This window comes from Solwaraspora sp. WMMA2059 (assembly GCF_027497315.1).
Taxonomy (GTDB): Bacteria; Actinomycetota; Actinomycetes; order Mycobacteriales; family Micromonosporaceae; genus Micromonospora_E.
Window position 1 is genome coordinate 6,113,585 of the sequence record NZ_CP114908.1, and the last position, 21,980, is coordinate 6,135,564.

Consider the following 21,980-nt stretch of genomic DNA (forward strand, 5'->3'; position numbering starts at 1 on the left):
GCGCGACGGACCAGCCCGCTGCGGGGGTGTTTGCCCCCGGCGGGGGCGGTGTCGTGCGGTTTCGTGGGAGGATCGCGCCGTGCCGTCCCTCTTCGCTTCCTTCGCCTCATACCTGCGGGTGTACGAGCCGCTGGCCGCGTTCGACCGCGAGCGACAGGTCTACTGGCGCCGATACGTGCGGGAGGGTCGCGCGGTCGGCCCGCTGGAAGGGCCGGGCCGGCAGCGGACGGCGGTGATTGAGGCGCTCGGCGCGGGCTGGACCCGGCTGCCCGACCTGCCGGACGAGGCGTACGTGCTGGAGTCGGACGACACGCTGCTGGTCTGCCCGTGGAATCTGCGGGTGCGGGTGGCGGAGGCAGCGTTGAGCGCGCGCGACGGTGTCCCGTCGGTGCTGGCCGACGCGTTCGTCCCGCCGGTACTGGCCGGTCAGGCCAGGGCGGTGATCGACGACTGGCGCAGCGGTGCCCGGGTGCTGGAGCACGGGGTACCGCGGGTGCACGAGCAGGCCGCCACCTGGGGGGTGCCGTTGCGGTGGTTCGTCTTCGTGGACCTGGCCGAGCGTGACCTGATCGTCGCCGGGGCGCGCCGGGCGCTGCGCTACCGGACCGAGATCTCCAAGGCCCGTCGTCGGGCGTCGCGCGGACTGTCGGTGTTGCGCAAGTCGGTGGGGGATGCGCCGATCACCGAGGCGGTGGAGGAGAGTGCCCGCTGGCTCGAGGAGTTCCATCCGCGGTCGGTGGTGGAGCTTGACTACGGTGGGTTGGTGCGTCTGCTGCCGGACGAGACGCTGGAGGCCGACGATTCGCCGGGTCTGGTGAGCGCCGGGTTGGCGGCGCTCGGTCGGGGCGATGCCGAGGCGGCCGGCGAGGCGTACGAGAAGCTGGTTGCCCGGTGGCGTGCCGTTCAGCTACTGGAGCGCTGCAACTAGTAGTCGCCAAAAGGGGCGAATCAGATTCAATCACCGGGTACTAGGCGCAGATTTTTCCGCGAATCCTGAATAAGTTTCGTAATCACCCGTTCACGACCGGTGATCAAGAGTCCGATTATGGTATGTTCTGTCATAAGAAAAGGATAAAAATCGGTCATTGCTCATCCGTCCATCCAAGGACGTTCGGCCGTTCGGCCCATGTCGGACATCGGGGACTAGCCGGACCATGGGAGACGCGTCGGCCGGCGGGACCCCGGCCGATGTCTATAGCACTGTGGAGGAGTGACTGATGGCATCGCGTACGCACGAACCAGAGCCGTTGCTCACGCCGGCCGAGGTGGCGTCGATGTTCCGAGTCGACCCGAAAACCGTCACCCGGTGGGCGAAGGCCGGCAAGCTCAGCGCCATACGGACGTTGGGCGGCCACCGCCGATACCGGGAGTCGGAAGTACGTGCCCTGCTGCAGGGGCAGATTCCCCAGCAGCGGCAGGGTGATTGACTGGCCTCTCCAAGTGGCTGACATCGGCTACGCCAAGGGGCGGTGACCCCGGCTCGTCCGGGGTCACCGCCCCTTGTTTCACGAACGTCGACGTGCACAACGTCGACAGCGGCCCGGCGGAGATCCGCCGGGCCGCTGTCGTCACGACGCGTACCGCACTCAGCTCGCCGGCGGGTGTCCGCCGTCGCCGTCGACCACCTCGTCCGGGGTGCCGTCCTCGTCCAGATCGACCATGGTGATGTCGACCTTGCCGTCCCCGTCGGTGTCGAACTGGTACATGTCGGCCTTGCCGTCGCCGTCGGTGTCGACCACCCAGACGTCGGTCTGTCCGTCGTTGTTGGTGTCGGCCTTGAGTAGATCGACGCGATCATCACCGCGCGTCTCCACCGACTCCTGTGCCTCGGTCATCCCAGGTCCCTCCATCACTCAGTCACAACAGCTGCGGATGTCGACAGTAGGGTGCCATCCGGCCGGTCGCGACCCGGCCTCACCTCGCCGCGTAGGGGTTGACCGTCGGGTGCAGGTAGGTCACCGTCTCCGGCACGCCGTCCTGGTCGGCGTCGCGCAGCGTCTGGTCCGCCCGGCCGTCGAAGTCAGTGTCCTGGACCCAGGTGTCCGTCCGGCCGTCGTGATCGGTGTCGGCCGCCACCTGGTCGATCAGACCGTCCCCGTCGGTGTCGGTGGCGACGGCGTCGATCCAGCCGTCGCCGTTGGTGTCCGTGCCGACCTCGTCGACCCGCCCGTCGCCGTCGAAGTCGCGCAGCATGCTCTCCAACCGACCGTCCCCGTCTCCGTCGACGTACGCGAGCTCCGCCAGCCCGTCGCCGTCGCTGTCGTGCAGGACCACGTCGGCGAGGCCGTCCCCGTCCCGGTCGACCAGCACGTCGGTGGAGCCGTCAAGATTGTGCTGGACTATCGTGTACGACCCGCTGCTGTAAGGACCGTCGCCGTACGGCTCGTAGCCGGCATCGTCGTGGCCCGGGTCGCCGCTCGGGCCCAGTCCCTGTTCCGCTTCGACCGCCCCGTCACCGAGGGCCGGATCGACCCACTCACTCATCCTGCCGCCTCTTCCGCAGATCGTCCTGGCTGCTGACAAAGGAACCGTACGCAGCGGCAACCTGCCTGTGATCCCGAGAAAGTGCCAGCTGGGCGGACCGGCCGGCGGGGGCCTGGCGACCGCCGGCCTGATCTGCTACCGGGCGGGTCCTACTCGGCGATCGGCAGCCCGGCCGCAGCCAGCGACTTGATCACCTCGGCCGACTCGGCGAAACCGATGATCAGGACCGCGTCCGCGCCGAACGCCTTGATCTCCTGGGCTTCGCTGTCGAAGTTCACCGGCGGCGCGTCCGCCCCGGCCGGCGGCTCGTAGCTGAGCAGCTTGAGCCGGTCCGGTCCGACCCCGGCCCGGTCCAGCTCCGCCCGGACGTTCTCCTGCAGGCCCTCACCGTACGAGTCCTTGCGGGCCACCAGCGCGATCCGCTGCGACCCGTCCCGCAGGATCACGTCGGCGAGCGCCCGCCCCTGCAGCAGGTCCGACGGCGCGGTACGAAAGTACAGCCCCTGGTCGTCGACCTCGCTCAGCCCGGCGTCGGTGTTGCTGGGCGAGAACAGGATCAGCCCGGCGGCTGCCACGTCCGGTAGCACCTCGCGAGAGACGCCGGACGCACCGGCGCCGATGATGACGTGTACCCCTTCGTCGACGTGCCCGGCAACTGTCCGGCGGGCCACATCCGGGTTGGTCCCGTCGTCGCCGTCGAACCACTCGACCGGCTCACCGAGCACCCCGCCGGACTCGTTGATCTCCCGGACCGCGAGCGCCGCGCCGGCCGCCAACGGCGGGTACGCCAACGCCAGGTCGCCGGTGCGCGGCAGCAGGCCGCCCAGCTTCAGCGGTGCCTCGGCGCGGGTGGCGAAGGTCTCCGGCTCGGCCGGTGGCGGCGCGGCCGTTGTGGTCGTCGACTCGTCACCGGCGCCGACGAACTCGGTCTTGCCGTCGTTGATCTGGCCGTCGCCGTCGAAGTGCAGGGTGGCGTAGCTGGCGGTGGACGGCTCACCGACGTCGGTGAAGCCACCCCGTTTCAGGGAGACCCCCCGGTAGGCGATGTCCGTCCCGTCCCGGGCCAGCTCCAGGCACACTGCGACGACGTCGCACTGCTCACCGCCGGTGGTCACCCCGTTGATCTGGGCGGCGATGTCGGTCGGGTCGGTGCTGCCGGCCAACTGGGTGGCGAGCGCGCTGATCACCACCGCGTCGTACGCCTCGCCGGCGTACAGGAAGTCGGTGAGTTGCCGGTCGACCGTGCGCAGCCTGCTGATGAAGTCGTCCGACAGCGGGGTGAGCGGGCTGGTGCCCTTCATCCCGGACAGCAGCGCGGTCTGTCCTTCGAAGCCATCACGGAAAGAGTTGCTCATGTTGCCGTCGGTGCCGTACAGCCGCACCGAGTTGACCTGGGACTCCTCGGTGGCCGCCGGTTCGGCGCAGCCCGCCGCGCCGACCAGCAGGATTGCGCAGAACGCCAGGGCGGCGGTGCGGGAGCCGCGTGACACGAGCATGGGGACGTCCTCCATCGGCCGAAGGTCCGCAGGGCACCTTAGCGCCTCCTCGGCTGGAACGCGATGTCGGCCGTCCTGCCGGTGACGGCGACCCGGCCGGCGCCTTGACCTCGCCGCCTACCCTTCGGCTCATGACCGACCGACGCGATGGGGCCGACGAGGCGTTCACCGACGCTGCTGAGATCCTGCGCTCCGCCCTGGCCGGTGACAGCGACGGCGTAGCGGATGTCTTCGACGCGGTGGTGGACCGCAGCGGGGTCACCGGGGCGTACGACGTCGCGTGGTGCCTGGCCGCGACGATGGTCGGCGACGACGTACCGGCCGGCGGCTGGGCCCTCGACTTTCCCGGCATCGACGAGGCGGGCTATGACGCGCGGTGGGTGGCCAGGTTCATCAGCGCGTACGCCAACTCGGACGACTCGACCGGGGAGGCGCTGTTCGGTGCCGCGCTGGCCGACGGGCAGCTGCCTGAGTGCCTGCTCACACTGGCCGGGTCGGCGGTCGCCACACTGCGCCGCCGCCGGGCCGCCTAACGGGAGCCCGGTTGGCCGTCGGTCACCTGCTCCAGTCGTGTTTGGCCGCCCGGACCAGCTTGTCCTTCAGTTCCCGGGTGTGTCGTCGGGAGACCGGCAGCTCGGTGCCGTCGATCACCACCACGTACCCGGAGTTGGCCAGCCGCAGCTCGGTGATCAGCCGGAGCTGGACCAGGAACGACCGGTGGATGCGGACGAAGCCGGCGTCGGCCCAGCGTTCGCCGAGGGTGGCCAGCGGCACCCGGACCAGGTGCGAGCCGTCGGCCGTGTGCAGCCGGGCGTAGTCGCCCTGCGCCTCCACCCAGCGCACCGCCGACCGGGGCAGCATCCGGGTGGTCCCGGCCAGCTCCACCGGGATCGCCGGGTCCTCCTCGTTGCGGGCGATTGCCGCCGGATGGGTCGGCACCACCCGGGCGGTCAGCACCCGGCGGACCGACTCGGCCAGCCGCTCCGCGCGTACCGGCTTGCGGACGTAGTCGGTGACACCGAGGTCGAAGGCGTCGACCGCGGCGTCGTCGTACGCGGTGACGAAGACGATCGCCGGTGGCCGGGCGAACCGGCGCAGCACCCGGGCCAGCTCCATACCGTCCAGCCCGGGCATCCGGATGTCGAGGAAGACGGCGTCGACGTCGGTGTCGCGCAGCACCCGCAGCGCCTCGGTGGCGTCGGCGGCGGTGTGCAGCCGGGCCACCCGGGGGTCGGCCCGCAGCAGGTACGCCAGTTCGTCGAGGGCGGGGGGTTCGTCGTCCACCGCGAGCACCCGGAGGAACGGGGTCACGACAGCACCTCCCACCGGCCGGTCGCGCCCGCCCCAGGTCGTACGTCGGGGTGGAACTTCGGCACCCGCATGCTCACCTTCGTACCCGCTCCCACCGCCGTCTCCACCACCAGCCCGAACTCGTCGCCGAAGACCGAGCGCAGCCGTTCGTCGACGTTCGACAGGCCGACGTGCTGGCCGGCGTCGTCGGCCGGGTCGGCGCCGCGACGTACCGGGTCGGCGCCGGCGGTCAGCACCGCCGGGTCCATCCCCACCCCGTCGTCCTCGACGGTGATGTGGCACTCGGTCCCGGCGTCGCGCGCCTCGATGCTGACCGTGCCGAGCCCAGGTTTGCGGGACAGCCCGTGCCGTACCGCATTCTCCACCAGTGGCTGCAGGCAGAGGAAGGGCAGATGGACCGGCAGCACCTCCGGGGCGATCTGCAGCCGGACCTGGAGCCGTTCGCCGAACCGGGCCCGTTCGATGGTCAGATAGCGGTCGATCGACCGCAGCTCCTCGGCCAGCGTGGTGAACTCGCCGTGCGCCCGGAACGAGTAGCGGGTGAACTCGGCGAACTCCAGGATCAGATCCCGGGCCCGTTCCGGGTCGGTGCGGACGAACGACGCGATCGCGGTCAGCGCGTTGTAGATGAAGTGCGGGCTGATCTGCGCCCGCAGTGCCCGCACCTCGGCCCTGGCCAGCCGTTCCCGCGACGAGTCCAGCTCGGCCAGCGCCAGTTGGCTGCCGGCCCACCGGGCGGTCTCCAGGGTCGCCTGCACCAGCCCTGGTGCCGGATCGTCGTCGACCACCGCGACCAGCGCGACGGTGGCGCCGTCGTCCGGCCCGGTGAGCGGGGCGACGACGGCCCCACGCACCAGACAGTCGGGCCGGTCACAGGGCAGGTCCCGGGCGGTCAGCACGAGGGATCGGCCGGCGTCGAACGCCCGCTGGGCGGCGGCGGTGAACTGGTCGGCGTGGTGCTGGCCGCGGCCGTCGAACGCGAGCACCGCCTCGCTGCCGGTCAGCGCCGCGCCCGGGGCGCCGACCAGTGCCCGCAGGTGCCGGACCGCCTTGGCCGCGTCGGCTGCGCCCAGTCCGTTGCGCAGCGGTTCGGCGGCCAGGCCGGCGGTGTGCAGGACCTGGTACGTCGCCCGCTGCGTCGCGGTGGCGATCCCGCGCCGGGCGCGCAGCCGGACGACCGCGTACACCGCGGCGGCCAGCGCGGTCACCAGAGCCAGGACCGCCAGTGGTGCGGATAGGTTTGCCGCCACGGACAGATCTTGTCCGCTACCGGCGGTGCTGCCAAGCGGAAGGCGACGATCGGTCGGTCAGCGGTCGGCTGCCCGCTTTCGACGGACTTTCTGTCATCCGTCGGCATCCGGGATCGGTCAGTAGGCACCCTTGCGGGCCAGCACGACGCCGATGGTGCGCCACAGGATGCTCAGGTCGTAGGTCAGCGACCAGTTGTCGACGTAGTAGAGGTCCAGCCGGACCGCTTCGTCCCAGGACAGGTCGGACCGGCCGGAGACCTGCCACAGCCCGGTCATCCCGGGCCGGACCAGCAGCCGCCGCCGGACGTCGCCGAGGAAGTCACCGTCGTCGGCGGGCAGCGGCCGCGGCCCGACCAGCGACATCTCGCCCTTGAGCACGTTGATCAGCTGGGGCAGCTCGTCGATCGAGCTGGCCCGCAGGAAGCGGCCGATCGGGAAGACCCGCGGATCGTTGCGAATCTTGAACAGCATGCCGTCGGTCTCGTTCTGGTCGACCAGCGAGGCGAGCCGCTCCTCGGCGTCGACGTACATGGTCCGGAACTTCCAGACGCGGAACACCCGGCCCTCGTGGCCGACCCGGGGCTGCCGGAAGAAGACCGGGCCCCGGTCGGAGAACCGGATCGCGATCGCCACGGCCAGGAACAGTGGCGCCAGCATGATCAGACCCAGCCCGGCGGCCACCCGGTCCAGCAGGTTCTTGGCCAGCCAGCCCAGCCCGGACAGGGTGGGCTCCTCGACGTGCAGCAGCGGCAGACCTTCGATCGGCCGGATGTGCACCCGTGGACCGGCGATGTCGGTCAGCTGCGGTGCGACCACCAGGTCGATCCCGCTGCCCTCCAGCTGCCAGGCGAGCCGGCGCAGCTCGCCCGGCTCGGAGCTGGCCGAGCCGCAGACCGCGATGGTGTCCGCGCCGACCTCCCGGACCAGCGCGAGGACGTTGCGGCCGGCGTACACCGGCACCGGGGTCTCGAGACCCCGGGCCGCCGCGTAGCCGTCGGTGAGGTGGATCGCGACCGGCATCAGCCCGGCGGCGGGACTACGGGTCACCGCCGTGAAGACCTCCAGGGTCTCCGGCAGGGTGCCGACCAGCACCATCCGGTGCGTGGCCTGCCCGATCCGCCGACGCAGTACGTGCAGGGCGTACCGGGCGAGGAAGCGGACCATCAGGATGAACGCCAGCGCGCCGAGCAGCGCGGTGGCCACCGAGAGCCGGGACAGGTCGGTCTTGGTGGCGAAGGCGAGGAACGAGACGCTGGCGGCGACCGTCACCCCACCGCGCAGCACCCGCTTGAACTCGTCGGTGCCGAGCCCGAGGTAGCGCCGGTCGTAGGAGCCGGTGCCCCAGAGCACCACCACCCAGCCGAGCGGCAGCAGCAGGTAGGTGACCGTGTGGAACCAGGTGGCGTCCACGTCGGCGTCGGAGAACCCGGAGGTGGCCTTCTCGAACAGCGAGATCGACAGGTAGCTGGCCAGCACCGCCGCCGCGAAGTCCAGCGCGAGCAGGGCCGCGGTGTACGGACGGTGCCAGCGCGACGCGCGACGCCGTGCCCGGGCCCAGGCGGACCGGGGTACGCCGTTGGTCGGTGTCGGCGTCGGCGGTTGGATCTCGAAGCTGTCGACGTGGCGCACCCTGTTGCTCCGGCTGGTGTTGGTTACCGGGCGCTGGAGGCTTGTTGTCACCTCACCCACGTCCTCCCGCGTGACACGTGCCGCCTACTCTCCGTGAAGGCTTGGCTCGCCCACCAGCTCAGTCTCTCACGGTGCCCGTACACGGACGGTAACCCGAGTGACTTTACGCCCCCCGGGCCGAACGGTGGGGACCGGCGGTTCCGGTGGTGTTGAGCATTGGGACCGGGCCACTATACCGATGGATCGTCCCCGAGGAAGTCTCCTTTGTGGTGCAGATCGCCGTGGCGCGGGGCGTACAGACTTCTGCGCCCCATTTCGTCACCTAACGCACAAGACGGGACAACCGTCGGTCAGCGAGTGGGCGGCCGCCGGTCTGGCAGGTGGGGCAGTACTGCAGGCTCGAATCTGCAAAAGAGACATCTCTCACCTGGTCGCCGCAAACAGGGCAGGGAAGGCCGGTTCGACCGTGCACCCGCATCCCCGAGCGCTTCTCGCCCTTCAGCTCGGCCGCCCGCTGACCCACCGACCGGTCCACCGCGTCGGTCAGCACCCGCCGCGCCGCCTCGTACAACCCCGCCAGCTGATCGTCGGTGAGCCGGTTGGTCAACGCGAACGGCGACAACCGCGCGGTGTGCAGGATCTCGTCCGAGTACGCGTTGCCGATGCCGGCCAGCACCTCCTGCTCGGTCAGCACCCCCTTGACCTGACCCCGCCGACTGCGTAGCCGCTGCGCGAAGGTGCCCGGGTCCACCGCGAGCGCGTCCGGACCCAGCCGGGCCACCCCGGGCACCTGCGCCGGATCGGTCACCAGGTACGCGGCCAGCTTCTTCTGCGTACCGGCCTCGGTCAGGTCGAAGCCCGAGCCGTCGTCGAGGCGGACCCGTACGGCGATCGGCCCCTTGCCCGGCTTCAACGGCGCGGCCGAGGGAAACGACTCCCGGTAGTGCAGCCAGCCGGCCCGCGCCAGATGTACCAGCAGGTGCAGCTCCGCCCCGCCGGCCGTCGCGCCGAACGTGACGTTGAGGAACTTGCCGTGCCGGCCGGCGTCGGTCACCGCCGCGCCGGCGACCGCCGACGGCGGCGGATCGTACGTCTTGAGCGCGTTGATCGCCGACACCTCGACACGCTCGACCCGACGGCCGACCGCGCGCTGGCGCAGGTAGGCCGCGAGCGCCTGTACCTCCGGCAACTCGGGCACGTCCTAGACGGTAGCGTCTGACGACGTCGAGCAGGAGGGTTGACCGGTGAGAGTCGTCGTGGCGCACAACCGATACCGGCAGGCCCAGCCGTCCGGCGAGAACGTCATCGTCGACAGCGAGATCGACCAGCTCACCGCCGCCGGCGTCGAGGTGATCCCGTTCCTGCGCAGCTCCGACGACATTCCGGCGCTGCCGGCCACCGGAAAGGCGCTGCTGCCGATCTCGCCCAGCTACGCCCCGGCCGCCCAACGCGACCTGGACCGGCTGCTCGCCGAGCACCGGCCGGACGTGCTGCACCTGCACAACCCGTACCCGCTGATCTCGCCCTGGGCGATCCGCACCGCGCACCGGCATCGGGTGCCGGTGGTGCACACCGTGCACAACTACCGGCAGGTCTGCTCGGCCGGGCTGTACTTCCGCGACGGCCGGATCTGCACCGAGTGCCGGGGCCGGGCGATCGGCCTGCCCGGGGTGGTGCACCGCTGCTACCGGGGTTCCCGGGCGCAGAGCGCGGTGATGGCGGCGACCCTGGCGCTGCACCGGCCCACCTGGCGGTCGGTCGACCGGTTCATCGCGCTCACCTCGGCGGTCGCCGGGCACCTGCGCGACTACGGCGTCCCCGACGAGCGGGTCGTGGTCAAGCCGAACGCGATCGCCGATCCCGGGCCGCCCGCCCCGCTCGGCGACGGCTTCCTCTTTCTCGGTCGGCTCACCCCGGAGAAGGGCATCGGCCTGCTGCTCGACGCCTGGCAGCGGCACCCGGACGGGTCGCTCGGCACACTGCGCATCGGCGGCGACGGCGAGCTGCGGCCGCTCGTCACCTCGGCCGCCGCCGGCCGCGCCGACATAGACTTCCTCGGCCCGCTGGACAGATCAGCGGTACGCGACGCGCTGCGCGCCAGCGCCGTGGTGCTGGCCGTCTCCACCTGGCACGACGTCCTGCCGACCGTGGTGATCGAGGCGTTGGCCAGCGGCCGGCCGGTGCTCGGCACCGCCCTCGGCGGCATCCCCTACCTGATCGGCGCCGACGCGGCTGGCCATGCTGGCACCGGCACGGCTGGCCATGCTGGCACCGGCGCCGCTGCCGGCTGGGTGGTGCCGCCGGAGACTGCCGCACTTGCCGCCGCCCTGCCGGTCGCCCGCGCCAGCGCCGCCGCGCTGGCCGGCGTCGCCCGCACCCGCTACGAGACGACCTTCCACCCCGACGTGGTGATGAAGCGGCACCTCGCGATCTACGAGGCGGTCACCACCAGGATCACTTGACCCGCCACCAAGATCGATCTTCCGGCCCGTGAGGGTCGGTCAGCGTAGGGCGGCGCGGGCCGAGAAGGTGATGCTGGCCAGCAGGAAACCGCCGTTGACCAGAGTGAACGCGGCGATCAGCCAGACCGTCAGCACCGGAGCGACGGTCAGCACCAACCCGGCGACGAAGATCACCGCGCCGTAGTCGCGGATCAGCTTCACCAGCCGTACGGGCAGCGAGGTCGAGGTGACCATGCTGGCCGCGTTCGGGCCGGCCTGCATCACCGAGGTCACCAGGTTCACCATCCAGGTGCCGGCGAACGCCGCGAGCAGCCACACCGGGGTCTCCGGCAGTTGCGCCACCGCCACCGCGGACAGCGCCGTGACCAGCGCGATCTGCGCGGCCACGTCGCAGAGCACGTCGACCCGGGCCCCGGCCGCGCTGGTCTGCCCGGTCACCCGGGCCAACTGCCCGTCGGCGCAGTCCAGCGCGTACGCGATCTGCCAGCCGACCAGCGCGACCAGCCCGATCAGCCAGGCCGGGACGGAGCCGTCGGCCACCGCGTCGGCGGTCGCGATCACCGTTACCGACGCGGCCAGCCCGAGCAGCAGGTTCGCCACCGTCAGCACGGTCGGTGCCAACCGCAGCCGGGCGGCGGCGTACGCGAACACCGCCCCCAGCCGCTGGCTGACCGCCTCGCTGAACAGCCCACCCCCTCTGTTTGCCTGAAAGAAGGCTTTCAGGAACGGGGTAGACACTGTTTGTTCACCTTGAAGGCATGCTGAGGGCATCGAGGTATTCTGCCAGCCGCCCCCGGACGGCATCCGCACCGAGGTGCAGGTGTTCCAGGATGGTGTACCGGTCCGGCCGGGTGTGCGGGGCGTGCAGCACGGCGGCGACGAAGTCGTCGTCGGTCAGCCCCAGGTCAGCGGGGCGCACCGGCAGCCCGTGCCGGCGCAGCGCCGCCGCCAACTGCCCGAACCGCAGCCGGTCCCCGCGCAGGAAGGTACAGAACAGCGCACCCAGCCCGACCTGCTCGCCGTGCGAACCGGCCCCGGGATGCAGCAGGTCGAGGGCGTGCGAGATCTCGTGACAGCCGCCGCTGGCCGGCCGGCTCGACCCGCACACCGCCATCGCGATCCCGCCCAGGATCAACGCCTCGGCGAGGGTGGTCAGAAACGCGTCGTCGCCGAGCCCGCCCGGATGGCTGATCAGCGCCTCCGCCCCGGTGCGGGCCAGCGTCACGGCGAGACCGTCGATCGGCTCGTCGCGGACCGCGTGCGCCAACTCCCAGTCGGCGACCGCGCTGAGGTTGCTCAGCGCGTCCCCGACGCCGGCCCGGGTCTGCCGGTCCGGGCCGTCGGAGACGAAGTCCAGATCGACCACGATCGCCAGCGGGATGTGCACGCCGTACGACCCACGTCCGCCGTCGTGGTCCAGCGACGCCACCGGGGAGGCGATCCCGTCGTTGGCCAGGCTGGTCGCCACGCTCACCATCGGTACGGCGTACCGGGAGGCGGCGTACTTGGCGGTGTCGATGGTCTTGCCGCCGCCAATGCCGACGACCGCGTCGTAGGAGCGTTGCCGCAGCTTCTCGCCCAGCTCGTGGGCGGCCTCCAGGGTGCCACCGGCGACGGTGAAGACGTCGGCCCGGCCGAGCCCGGGAGCGATCAGCTCGGCGATCCGCTCGCCCTGGCCGGGGCCGACCACCACGGCGACCTCGCCGCCGGCGGAGATCCGGCGGTCGGCGAGCAGCGCGCCCAGGCCGGCGACGGCACCCCGGCGCACGTCGATGGCGAGCGGGGTGTGCACGGTACGGGCTAGTAGCGGCATGCGATGTCCCGCGCCTTGATCAGGTCGTCGTGGTTGTCCACCTCGACCCAGTCGACGTTGCCGATCGGCGCTGCCCGCACCTCACCGCCACGGTCGGCGTACTCCTGGTAGCCGTCCTCGTAGTAGAGGTTGGGGTCGCGCCGCCAGGTCGCCTCCAGCGCCTCGGCGAGCCCGGCGGCGGCCGACGCCTCGATCAGCGTCGCGCCGATGTACTCGCCGTGCGCCTGCGCCGGATCCATCAGCTTGGTGATCCGGGTCAGCTGCCCGGCGTCGTCGAAGACGACCTTCATCTCCTCGTCGGCGAGCTTCTTGACCGTGTCGACGGCGAGCAGGATGCCCGGCCCGCGCCCGGCCAGCAGCGTCTGCTCGACGCTGGCCGGGTGCACGGTGTCGCCGTTGACCAGCAGGGCACCGGCGGCGAAGTGCTCCCGCGCCAGCCACAGCGAGTACGCGTTGTTCCATTCCTCGGCGCGGTCGTTGTCGACCAGGGTCAGTTTCACTCCGTGGCGGTCCTGCAGGTCGGCCTGCCGGGTCCGGACCGCGTCCGCGGCGTAGCCGACGACGACGACCACGTCGGTGAGCCCGGCGGCGGCGAGGTTGCGCAGCCCGATGTCCAGGATCGTGGTCTCCCCGTCGACCGGTACCAGCGCTTTCGGCAGAGTGTCGGTGTACGGCCGCAGCCGCCGTCCCGCTCCGGCAGCGAGCACGAGACCGATCATCAGACGGTCCTCCTGGTGAGGGGTGGGTGGGGTACCGGTGGAGGATAGCGGCATCAGCCGGGAAGCGCGGCGAGGTCGGCGAGCAGCATCAACCGCTGCTCTGGCTCCAGCGACTGGTACGGGCCGGCGGCCCGGCGGTCGGTCTCCTGCTCGATGGCCAGCCGGGCCGGGCCGGGCGGCAGGTCGACGATGCTGCGGGCGGTGTGCCCGGCGGCGGTCCAGGCGGCGGCGTGCGCGTCGGCCCGGTGGTAGCGCAGCACGGTGAGCCGGTTGAGTAGCAGCACCCCGGCCGGGGTGCCCTCCGGCTCGTACGGCGGGGCGACCGCGCGGAACGCGTCCTGCCCGCCGGTGTCGGTGTCCGGGCCGGCGTCGCCGGTGCCGGCCAGCGCGGCGGCCAGCAGTCGGCCGGTCAGTTCGACCAGCCGGGCCAGCCGGGCCGCGTGCTCGGCACCCCAGATCTGTCCGGTGACCGTGGCGTGCAGCCCGTACAGGTCGGTTAGGAAGGCGCCGCCACGTTCGGTGGCCCGCAACGCCCCGTCCGGATGGCGCACCAGCATCCCGTACGCGACCTGCTTGTCCAGCACCCGCTGACAGCTCGCCGCGTCCTGGTAGCGGGTGACGGCGGCGAACCCGGCGGCGTCGACCAGGCCGGCCGGCGCGGCCAGCCGGGTCCGCAGGTCGACCAGGTAGCCGACGGCGGCCGGACCGCCGTACCGCTGACGCAGCTCGGCCCCGGCGGTGTCGGCGGCGGCCATCGCGGCCCGGTGCACCCGGTCGACGACGGGGGCGGTGAGCGCCGCGCACTGGTGACCGGGCAGCCACAGCTGGTCGCCGGCGCTCACAGGCTCAGGGAGCGCAGTACGGCGAAGCCGTTCTCGGCGATCCGCCGGATCAGCCCGTCGTTGACGTGAGCCGATTCGTCGAGCACGTCGAGCGCGTCGGCGGCGAGCCAGCGGAACTCGGTGTGCTTGCCGGCTTCGAGCTGCGGATTGGCCAGGTCACCGTCGACCCGTACCAGATAGTCGAGCTCGACCCGGGCGATGCCGTCGTTGCCGACGTAGGCGTACTCACCGACCTCGGCGAGGATGTGGGAGACGGTCCACCCGGTCTCCTCGCGTACCTCCCGGTGCAGGGCTTCGATCGGCGTCTCGCCGGCTTCGAGGTGGCCGCCGGCGATGTCCCAGGTGTCGGGGAACAGTCGACGCTGCGGCGAGCGGCGCTGGAAGAAGATCCGGCCGTCGTCGTCGACGATCAACGCCGCGACGCAGCGCAGCGGTTCGCTGGCTGCCGCACGGTCGGGGGGTGGGGCGGACACGCCTGTGACCCTAGCGAGCACCCCGGGGGAAGAACCAGGACCAGCATGTGTGCTGCCGCACCAGCCGACGGTGATCGGCCGGGCAGGTCGTACGCTGGCACCCATGAGCGCCGAGCAGCTGATCTCGTTCGCCCGTGGGGCGCCCTCGCTGGACATCGTCGACGTCGACGGGCTGAAGGCCGCCGCCGGCCGGGCCTTCGACGCCGACCCGGCCGGGGTGACCGCCTACGGCACTTCCGTCGGCTACGTTCCGTTGCGCCGCTGGATCGCCGACAAGCACCGGGTCGCGCCGGAGCAGGTGCTGGTGACCAACGGGTCGCTGCAGGCCGACGCGTTTCTCTTCGACCACCTGGTGAAGCCGGGCGACGCGGTGGTGGTGGAGCGGCCGACGTACGACCGGACGCTGCTCAACCTGCGTCAGCTCGGTGCCGAGGTGCACCCGGTGACGCTGCAGCCGGACGGGCTGGACACCGACGAGCTGCGCAAGCTCCTGGAGTCCGGGGTGCGGCCGCGGCTGGCGCACGTCATCCCGAACTACCAGAACCCGGCCGGGGTGACGCTGTCGCTGCCGAAGCGGCGGGCGTTGCTGGAGCTTGCGGTCGAGTTCGGGTTCACCATCTTCGAGGACGACCCGTACGCCGACATCCGGTTCCGCGGCGAGGCGCTGCCGTCGATGCTGTCGCTGGACACCGCCGGCGTGGTGGTGCACGCCTCCAGCTTCACCAAGACGGTCTGCCCGGGTGTGCGGGTCGGTTACCTGGTCGGCGCCGCCGGGCTGATCAAGGAGATCGCGGCGCGCGCCACCAACCTGTACATCTCACCGGGCATGGTGGCCCAGGCGATCGTGCACCAGTTCTGCGTCTCCGGCGACCTGGACCGGTCGATCACCACGGTGCGTACCGCGCTGGCCGAGCGCGCCCGGGTGCTGGCCGAGTCGTTGCGCAAGCACATCCCGGGGGTACGGTTCACCGAGCCGGACGGCGGGTACTTCCTCTGGGTCGACCTGCCTGACGACGTGGCGGTGGACGCGCTGGTGCCGGCGGCCGCGCAGCGCGGTGTCGCGGTGGTCAAGGGCAGTGACTTCCTGCTCGACGGCGGCGAACACGCGCTGCGGCTGGCCTACTCGGCGGTCACCGTCGACCAGATCGACGAAGGCGTACGCCGGTTGGCGGCCGCGATCGACGAGGTACGCGCGGGGTAGCCGGCCGGCGTCTCTGCCGGCTTCGGCCGGGCGGGTGCCGGGGTGCCGGGAAGGAGACGGGCGGATGGCGGACCAGGACCGTGGGCAGCAGCGGTGGCCGGACGGCGGGAGCAGCCGCGCGTTGTCGCGGGCCTGGACGGCCCCGGTCCGGGCGGTCAGCCGGATGCTCACCTCGACCGAGACCCCGCTCGCGCCGGACCCGTCGTCGGTTGAGGAACGCAGTGGGGTGGTCGACTGCGCGCTCTACATCGACGGCATCCGCCAGCCGGGCTCGTGGCAGCATCCCGAGGCGCTGGCGACCGCCCGCCGGGAGCGCAACGCGTTCGTCTGGCTGGGGCTGCACGAGCCGAGCCTGGCCGAGATGGCCGGCATCGCCGACACCTACGGGCTGCACGAGCTGGCCGTGGAGGACGCGGTCAAGGCCGAGCAGCGGCCCAAGCTGGAGCAGTTCGGCGAGGTCAACTTCCTGGTGCTGCGAACCGCCCGGTACGTCGACCACGAGAAGCTGACCGGCGACTCGGAGGTGGTGGAGACCGGCCAGGTGATGCTGTTCATCGGGCAGGGTTTCGTGATCAGCGTGCGGCACGGCGACGCCTGCCGGCTGGCGCCGGTGCGGGCCGACCTGGAACGCAACCGGGACCTGATGGTGCAGGGGCCGTGGGCGGTGGCGTACGCGATCACCGACCGGGTGGTGGACCTCTACCTGGAGGTGGTGGACCGGATCGAGACCGACCTGGACACCGTCGAGGCGGACGTCTTCTCGCCCGAGGCCAGTGACAAGGTGCACGAGATCTACCAGCTGAAGCGGGAGCTGGTGGAGTTCAAGCGCACCGTCGCCCCGCTGCAGCGGCCGATGATGACCCTGACCGCCGAGATCAACGATGACGTGCCGGCCGAAATCCGCCGTTACTTCCGGGACGTGCAGGACCACCTCAGCCGGGTGGTGGAGCAGGTCAACGCGTACGACGACCTGCTGAACTCGATCCTGCAGGCCCGGCTGGCGCAGGTGACCGTGGCGCAGAACAACGACATGCGCAAGATCGCCGCCTGGGCCGGTATCGCCGCGGTGTGGACCGCGTTGGCCGGCATCTACGGGATGAACTTCGAGTTCATGCCGGAGACCGGTTGGGAGTTCGGCTACCCGGTCGTGCTCGCCCTGATGCTGGGCATCTCACTGGTGCTGTACCGGTCGTTCCGGCGCAACGGCTGGCTCTGAACGCCGTCGTGCCGCTGCGGTGTCGTGCCGCTGCGGGCGTCCGCCGACGCCCGCAGCGGCACGGTCCGACCGCCGGTACTCAGGCGCGCCCGTTACGGGCGGTCGTCGTCGGGTCGCTGTCCATCGCGGAGATTGGGTCGCCGTGCGGCTTGCCGCCGTCGGCCGGCATCGGCGTGACCGACTCGTGGGTGGCACCGCCGGCCGCCCGCATCGTGTCCAGCGCCTGACCCGGGTCGTACTCCTCCCACTGCGTGGCCTGGCGACGCCGTACCGCGATGGTGCCGATCGCGGCTCCCGCCGCGAGTACGCCGACGATCATCGGCCAGCGGCGGCGGCTGTGCCTGGCACGCTTCGACGGGGTGAGCTTCGCCTTCATCGCCGGCATCGCGGTCCGTTTCGCTGCCTTCATGTTCTTCATGTTCTTCATGTTCTTCATGTTCTTCGTCTTCGCCTTCCTGGTTGCCCTGCGGGCCCCGTCGGCGGCGGCCACCGCCAGCGGAGCCAGCGTGGCCATGGTCGCGGTCATGCCCTGGGACGCGGAGCCGCGTACCCGGTCAGCGGTGGGTGCCACCGCGTCCCGGGCGGCGTGGATCCGGGGTCCCACGGTGGCCCCCACGCCCCCGGCCGCGTGCGTCGCCGCCTGCATGAAATGATCAAGGCTCTCGCCGAGCTCTGCTCGGACGAGATCCCGCCGCCTGGCGCGCCTGGAGATCCTCAACACCGCTGCCTACCTCCTGTGCCGTCGTTACGCCGTCATCCTCCACCTTCGGGTGCCTCCGTGTGACCGGATCGGGCACATGGGAGGATCCGCATGGAACTGACCAACAACTGAGGAGTACCCGTGGCTGAGGCTGTCTACGCCACCTTGCACACCAACCATGGACCGATCCGGTTGGAGCTGTTCGCCAACCACGCACCGAAGACGGTCCGCAACTTCGTCGAGCTCGCCGAGGGCACCCGTGAGTACACCGACCCGCGTACCGGTCAGCCGGGCAGCGGTCCGTACTTCGACGGCACCATCTCGCACCGCGTGATCAGCGGGTTCATGGTCCAGATGGGCGACCCGACCGGCACCGGTCGGGGCGGTCCGGGCTACACGTTCGCCGACGAGTTCCACCCGGAGCTGCGCTTCGACCGGCCGTACCTGCTGGCGATGGCGAACGCCGGACCGGGCACCAACGGTTCGCAGTTCTTCATCACGGTCAGCGCGACCACCCACCTGAACAACCGGCACACGATCTTCGGTCAGGTGGCGGACCAGGACTCGGCGAAGGTCGTCGACTCGATCGCGAACACGCCGACCAACCCGGCGGACCGTCCGCTCAGCGACGTGGTGATCAACCGCGTGGAGATCGAGCGGGTCGGCTGAAGCCGACCGGTCACGAGGCGGCCGCCGCGAAACTCGCCGGGTAACCTTGGCGCTCATGAACGAGCACCGGGTTGCCGGCTCTCGGCACGGGCCGCCGGCTCCGGCGCGGGTCGTCGTCCCCGGCGCGGTGAGGTGGCGTGCAGTGAGGTGGCGTGATGAGTGATCCGGCCCCGACGGTGCCGGTCTGCTACCGGCACACGTCCCGGGAGACCTGGGTCAGGTGCGCCCGGTGTGAGCGGCCGATCTGCCCCGACTGCATGCGGGACGCCGCGGTCGGGCACCAGTGCCCGGAGTGCGTCGCCGAAGGGCGACGGACCCAACGGTCGGCGCGCACTGCCTTCGGTGGCAGTGCCGCCGGCCAGCAGGGCACCGTCACCAAGGTCCTGATCGGCATCAACGCGGTCGTCGCCCTGATCGGGGTGGCGATCTCCGGCGGCGGCTCGCTGCTCGGTGCCGGGCTCTTCTCGGCCGCCGGGCGGCTGCACGCGTTCGGCGGGGTCATCGGCCCGGACGTCACCGTCCGGGCCAACGGCGCCGTCCTCGCCGGCGCGCTGCCCGGGTACGGCGACGTCTTCGTCGGCATCGACGGCGGCGGCGTCTACCGGCTGATCACCGCGATGTTCATCCACTACGGGCTGTTGCACCTGCTGTTCAACATGTGGGCGCTGTGGGTGCTCGGCCGCAACCTGGAGGCGGTGCTCGGACCGGCCCGGTTCCTGGCGCTGTATCTGATCGCCGGGCTCGGCGGCAACGTCGCGGCCTACCTGGTCGACCCGGGTGCGCTGTCCGCCGGTGCGTCCACTGCGGTCTTCGGCCTGTTCGCCGCGTTCTTCATCGTGCTGCGCCGGCTGAAGCGGGACACCTCAGCGGTGGTCGGCATCCTGGTGATCAACTTGATCCTGACCTTCACCGTGTCCAGCCTGTCGATCGCCGGTCACCTCGGCGGTCTGATCACCGGCGGGTTGATCGGGGTGATCCTGGCCTACGCTCCGCGTACCAACCGTACCGTCGTGCAGGCGGTCGGTGCCGGTGCCGTTCTGCTGTTCCTGATCCTGGTCACGGTGGCCCGGATAGCCCTGGTGCACGCCGGTTGACGGTCCGGGCGCGGCCGGGCACACGCTCTGCAGCGCAGCCCGCTGCAGTGCCGCCGCGACCTCGTCCGGCGAGGTACCGCCCAGTTCGTTGCCGCTGATCAGGTGGAGCGAGTCGCCCGCGTCGATCTCCAACAACTCGCTGCGGATGCCCCGGTGGCCGCGACGGTCCACGCTGATCGACTCGATCCGGTCCCAGGCGATGGTGTGCCGGCGGGAAAAACCGGTGATGACGCTGACCCCGTCCGGCCCGGCGGCCAGCCGTACCGGCACCACCAGGTCGCGGACCGCCCAGCCGACCAGGCCGGTGGCGGCAAGCAGCGCGAGGACCAGCCGGACCGGATCGCCGTCGCCGAGGAGCAGGCCGGCGGCACCGATCAGTACGGCGACCGCGATCTTGCCAGCCGGGACCTTGCCGGCGACCCGCCAGGTCAGCTCCGTGGGTTCGCTGTGCATCGGTCAAGGATGGCTGTGCACCGGCGGAGCATGCCAGTCGCGCGGGGCGAGGATGCCGGTCGCGCGGGGCGAGGATGCCGGTCGCGCGGGGCGAGGATGCCGGTCGCGCTGGTCGCGGCGTACGATTCGGAAAACGAGGTTACCCGGGAGTAGGTAGGCATGAGGGACGCGGTCATCATCGGAGCGGTCCGGACCCCGATCGGGCGACGCAAGGGTGCCCTGGCGTCGGTGCATCCGGTCGAACTGTCCAGCCACGTGCTGCGGGCGCTCGCCGAGCGGACCGGTCTGGAACCGGCCGACGTCGACGACGTCGTCTGGGGCTGCGTGTTCCAGGCGGGCGACCAGAGCTGGAACATCGGGCGCAACGCCGTACTCGCGGCGGGCTGGCCGGAATCGGTGCCCGGCACCACCGTCGACCGGCAGTGCGGGTCCAGCCAGCAGGCGCTGCACTTCGCGGCCGCCACGGTGATCTCCGGGCAGGCCGACCTGGTGGTGGCCGGCGGCGTCGAGTCGATGACCCGGGTACCGATGGGGGCCAGCACCGGTGCCGGGCGGCCGTTCGGCGACCAGGTGCGGGACCGGTACCGAGGGGTCGACGGCGTCGTCGCGGATGATCCCGTCCCGTTCAACCAGGGGGTCGGCGCCGAGCTGATCGCGCGGCGCTGGGGGTTGTCGCGTACCGCGTTGGACGAGTTCGCGCTGACCAGCCACCAGCGGGCGGCGGCCGCCCAGGACGCCGGCGAGTTCGACGCTGAGATCGCGCCGGTGCCGGTCACCGGCGCCGACAAGTTCGGTGCCGACGAGGGCATCCGTCGGGACACCTCGCTGGCGAAGCTCGGTGAGCTGGCCACGCCGTTCCGGGCCGACGGGGTGGTGACCGCAGGCTCCGCGTCACAGATCTCCGACGGCGCGGCGGCGCTCGCGGTGACCACGTCGGAGTGGGCCCGGGCGCACGGCGTACGGCCGTTGGCGCGGGTGCACACCGCGGTGGTGGCCGGTGACGACCCGGTGATGATGCTGACCGCCCCGATTCCGGCGACGGCGAAGGCGTTGCGCCGGTCCGGGCTCGACCTGACCGACATCGGGGTGTACGAGGTCAACGAGGCGTTCGCTCCGGTTCCGCTCGCCTGGCTGGCCGAGACCGGTGCGGACCCGGCCCGGCTGAATCCGCACGGCGGTGCGATCGCGCTGGGCCATCCGCTCGGGGCCAGCGGTGCCCGGATCATGACCACGATGCTGCACCACATGCGCTCCAACGGCATCCGGTACGGACTGCAGACGATGTGCGAGGGCGGCGGGATGGCCAACGCGACCATCGTGGAAATTCTGTAGCTGAAATTTCACCGTTACCCCGAGTCATTGCACATTGACGTGTCGTTAACACGACATGGACGTCTTCTCCCGCACGTTCCTGCCGGCGGCGGCTGAGACCGCCGTCCCGATCTCGACCACCAGTCGGCACATGCCGGTGTTCCGCCGCTGTGTCTCGCCCAACGAACGCACCGTGCTCGTCACCCGGTGCCAACGCCCCGACCAGCCGATGCAGGGTGACTACCTGCTCCTGTTGACCCGGCGGCGGCTGGTGGTGACCCAGGAGACGCTGCTGTGGCGCCGGCTACGGCTGCACCTCAACAGCGAACTGCGTCACCTCGACCACGTCACCTGGACCACCGATCCGCGGGCCGGCATCGTTGAACTGGCGGTCACTGCCGTCGACGGCATCCGGGAACGGTTCCTCATCAAGGCCGGCGACCCGGCGCGAGCCAGCCACATCGAAGCCCTGTTCGGCTACGCGTTCCTGGCCCGCCCGTTGGACGCCCGCAGTGGTGCCGCCGCCTGACTGGCAGGAACCGGCCGGCTGAAAGCGGCGTAGTCGTAGCGGCTGGTGGCCAGTCGGTCACGGACCGGCGATCGGTGACTGGATCGACCCGGAACAAGCCGAGCACTTCAACCACACCTCGCGGGTGCGGCCACTGATCAGGGCGAAGGTGAAGGCCTTGCCGGCACCGAGGCATTTCGGGCAGATCGGCGGCCGCCGTCGCCTTGGCCCCGGCAGATCATCTCTCTCGCCCATGGGGCGAGATTACCGCCCACCATTACTCCGAGTGGAGGTCGACCGCCGCCGAAAATCTCCCGGGCGACCTGGAGGCGCACCTGCGGCTCGCCGG

The 21,980-nt window shown here is 71.2% G+C and carries 23 protein-coding genes and 1 pseudogene; 10 read left to right on the plus strand and 14 right to left on the minus strand.

Translation table 11 applies throughout. From position 1 onward, the window contains the following. Positions 1-79 precede the first annotated feature (79 nt). Positions 80-928 carry a hypothetical protein gene (locus tag O7553_RS28075; protein WP_281552557.1) on the plus strand — a complete coding sequence of 283 codons (849 nt, stop codon included), beginning with the start codon at positions 80-82 and terminating at the stop codon, positions 926-928. A gap of 289 nt (positions 929-1,217) precedes the next feature. Then, positions 1,218-1,427 (plus strand): BldC family transcriptional regulator, encoded by a 210-nt coding sequence (locus O7553_RS28080; RefSeq protein ID WP_007073996.1) that lies wholly within the window; start codon positions 1,218-1,220, stop codon positions 1,425-1,427. A 159-nt stretch (positions 1,428-1,586) separates the two neighbouring features. Here the strand turns inward: O7553_RS28080 and O7553_RS28085 are convergent, their stop codons facing one another. From O7553_RS28085 to O7553_RS28095, 3 genes are all read right to left on the minus strand, one after another. Continuing rightward, the gene (locus O7553_RS28085; RefSeq protein WP_278172509.1) at positions 1,587-1,835 is read right to left on the minus strand and encodes a hypothetical protein; all 249 of its coding nucleotides are present in this window, start codon (positions 1,833-1,835) and stop codon (positions 1,587-1,589) included. 79 nt (positions 1,836-1,914) lie between these two features. After that, entirely contained in the window at positions 1,915-2,484 is a 570-nt protein-coding gene (locus O7553_RS28090; RefSeq protein ID WP_281552558.1) for a hypothetical protein, read from the minus strand. Positions 2,485-2,633: 149 nt separating this feature from the next. Further along, positions 2,634-3,980, minus strand: a complete 1,347-nt coding sequence (locus tag O7553_RS28095) for an ABC transporter substrate-binding protein (protein WP_281552559.1) — start codon at positions 3,978-3,980, stop codon at positions 2,634-2,636. Between the two features lie 131 nt (positions 3,981-4,111). Between O7553_RS28095 and O7553_RS28100 the strand changes: the two genes are divergently transcribed. After that, on the plus strand, positions 4,112-4,513 hold the full coding sequence (locus tag O7553_RS28100; RefSeq protein WP_281552560.1) for a hypothetical protein: 402 nt from the start codon (positions 4,112-4,114) through the stop codon (positions 4,511-4,513). A gap of 22 nt (positions 4,514-4,535) precedes the next feature. Here O7553_RS28100 and O7553_RS28105 read toward each other — a convergent pair whose 3' ends face one another. The 4 genes from O7553_RS28105 to O7553_RS28120 all read right to left on the minus strand — a co-directional run bounded on the left by O7553_RS28105 (position 4,536) and on the right by O7553_RS28120 (position 9,368). Then, positions 4,536-5,291 (minus strand): LytTR family DNA-binding domain-containing protein, encoded by a 756-nt coding sequence (locus O7553_RS28105; RefSeq protein ID WP_278172503.1) that lies wholly within the window; start codon positions 5,289-5,291, stop codon positions 4,536-4,538. Further along, complete coding sequence (locus tag O7553_RS28110; protein WP_281552561.1) at positions 5,288-6,541, minus strand: histidine kinase; 1,254 nt, start codon at positions 6,539-6,541, stop codon at positions 5,288-5,290. Before O7553_RS28110 ends, O7553_RS28105 begins: the two co-directional genes overlap by 4 nt. 117 nt (positions 6,542-6,658) lie before the next feature. Beyond that, positions 6,659-8,170, minus strand: coding sequence for a sugar transferase (locus O7553_RS28115; protein WP_281552562.1), 1,512 nt, complete (start codon positions 8,168-8,170; stop codon positions 6,659-6,661). Positions 8,171-8,492: 322 nt separating this feature from the next. Continuing rightward, the gene (locus O7553_RS28120; protein ID WP_281552563.1) at positions 8,493-9,368 is read right to left on the minus strand and encodes a DNA-formamidopyrimidine glycosylase family protein; all 876 of its coding nucleotides are present in this window, start codon (positions 9,366-9,368) and stop codon (positions 8,493-8,495) included. A 46-nt stretch (positions 9,369-9,414) separates the two neighbouring features. Here O7553_RS28120 and O7553_RS28125 point away from each other — a divergent pair, with 46 nt between their 5' ends. Then, positions 9,415-10,632, plus strand: a complete 1,218-nt coding sequence (locus O7553_RS28125) for a glycosyltransferase family 4 protein (protein WP_281552564.1) — start codon at positions 9,415-9,417, stop codon at positions 10,630-10,632. 39 nt (positions 10,633-10,671) lie between these two features. On the opposite strand, the gene O7553_RS28130 is transcribed toward O7553_RS28125, so the two are convergent. Genes O7553_RS28130 through O7553_RS28150 form a run of 5 tightly spaced genes read right to left on the minus strand, consistent with a single transcriptional unit; the run spans position 10,672 to position 14,479 of the window. Beyond that, positions 10,672-11,370, minus strand: coding sequence for a CDP-alcohol phosphatidyltransferase family protein (locus tag O7553_RS28130; protein WP_281552565.1), 699 nt, complete (start codon positions 11,368-11,370; stop codon positions 10,672-10,674). 7 nt (positions 11,371-11,377) lie between these two features. Further along, entirely contained in the window at positions 11,378-12,445 is a 1,068-nt protein-coding gene (locus tag O7553_RS28135) for an iron-containing alcohol dehydrogenase family protein (protein ID WP_281552566.1), read from the minus strand. Continuing rightward, positions 12,433-13,164, minus strand: coding sequence for a phosphocholine cytidylyltransferase family protein (locus O7553_RS28140; RefSeq protein ID WP_281552567.1), 732 nt, complete (start codon positions 13,162-13,164; stop codon positions 12,433-12,435). Before O7553_RS28140 ends, O7553_RS28135 begins: the two co-directional genes overlap by 13 nt. Before the next feature lie 53 nt (positions 13,165-13,217). After that, positions 13,218-14,006 (minus strand): hypothetical protein, encoded by a 789-nt coding sequence (locus tag O7553_RS28145; protein WP_281552568.1) that lies wholly within the window; start codon positions 14,004-14,006, stop codon positions 13,218-13,220. Next, complete coding sequence (locus O7553_RS28150) at positions 14,003-14,479, minus strand: NUDIX domain-containing protein (RefSeq protein WP_281552569.1); 477 nt, start codon at positions 14,477-14,479, stop codon at positions 14,003-14,005. Before O7553_RS28150 ends, O7553_RS28145 begins: the two co-directional genes overlap by 4 nt. Before the next feature lie 103 nt (positions 14,480-14,582). Here O7553_RS28150 and O7553_RS28155 point away from each other — a divergent pair, with 103 nt between their 5' ends. Both O7553_RS28155 and corA read left to right on the plus strand, forming a co-directional pair. Beyond that, the gene (locus tag O7553_RS28155; protein WP_281552570.1) at positions 14,583-15,680 is read left to right on the plus strand and encodes a PLP-dependent aminotransferase family protein; all 1,098 of its coding nucleotides are present in this window, start codon (positions 14,583-14,585) and stop codon (positions 15,678-15,680) included. A gap of 163 nt (positions 15,681-15,843) precedes the next feature. After that, positions 15,844-16,896: a magnesium/cobalt transporter CorA gene (corA, locus tag O7553_RS28160; RefSeq protein ID WP_281555783.1), complete on the plus strand. Its 1,053-nt coding sequence runs from the start codon at positions 15,844-15,846 to the stop codon at positions 16,894-16,896. Between the two features lie 79 nt (positions 16,897-16,975). Here corA and O7553_RS28165 read toward each other — a convergent pair whose 3' ends face one another. Next, positions 16,976-17,500, minus strand: a complete 525-nt coding sequence (locus O7553_RS28165; RefSeq protein WP_281552571.1) for a hypothetical protein — start codon at positions 17,498-17,500, stop codon at positions 16,976-16,978. 237 nt (positions 17,501-17,737) lie between these two features. Between O7553_RS28165 and O7553_RS28170 the strand changes: the two genes are divergently transcribed. Both O7553_RS28170 and O7553_RS28175 read left to right on the plus strand, forming a co-directional pair. After that, positions 17,738-18,265, plus strand: a complete 528-nt coding sequence (locus tag O7553_RS28170) for a peptidylprolyl isomerase (RefSeq protein ID WP_281552572.1) — start codon at positions 17,738-17,740, stop codon at positions 18,263-18,265. Positions 18,266-18,420: 155 nt separating this feature from the next. Beyond that, the gene (locus O7553_RS28175) at positions 18,421-19,359 is read left to right on the plus strand and encodes a rhomboid family intramembrane serine protease (protein ID WP_281552573.1); all 939 of its coding nucleotides are present in this window, start codon (positions 18,421-18,423) and stop codon (positions 19,357-19,359) included. Between the two features lie 48 nt (positions 19,360-19,407). On the opposite strand, the pseudogene O7553_RS28180 reads toward O7553_RS28175, so the two are convergent. Beyond that, positions 19,408-19,812: pseudogene (locus O7553_RS28180) on the minus strand (PH domain-containing protein); the annotation flags it as partial. A gap of 159 nt (positions 19,813-19,971) precedes the next feature. Here O7553_RS28180 and O7553_RS28185 point away from each other — a divergent pair. Then, on the plus strand, positions 19,972-21,144 hold the full coding sequence (locus tag O7553_RS28185) for a thiolase family protein (protein WP_281552574.1): 1,173 nt from the start codon (positions 19,972-19,974) through the stop codon (positions 21,142-21,144). Between the two features lie 55 nt (positions 21,145-21,199). Continuing rightward, positions 21,200-21,652 (plus strand): hypothetical protein, encoded by a 453-nt coding sequence (locus tag O7553_RS28190; protein ID WP_278172483.1) that lies wholly within the window; start codon positions 21,200-21,202, stop codon positions 21,650-21,652. Positions 21,653-21,980 lie beyond the last annotated feature (328 nt).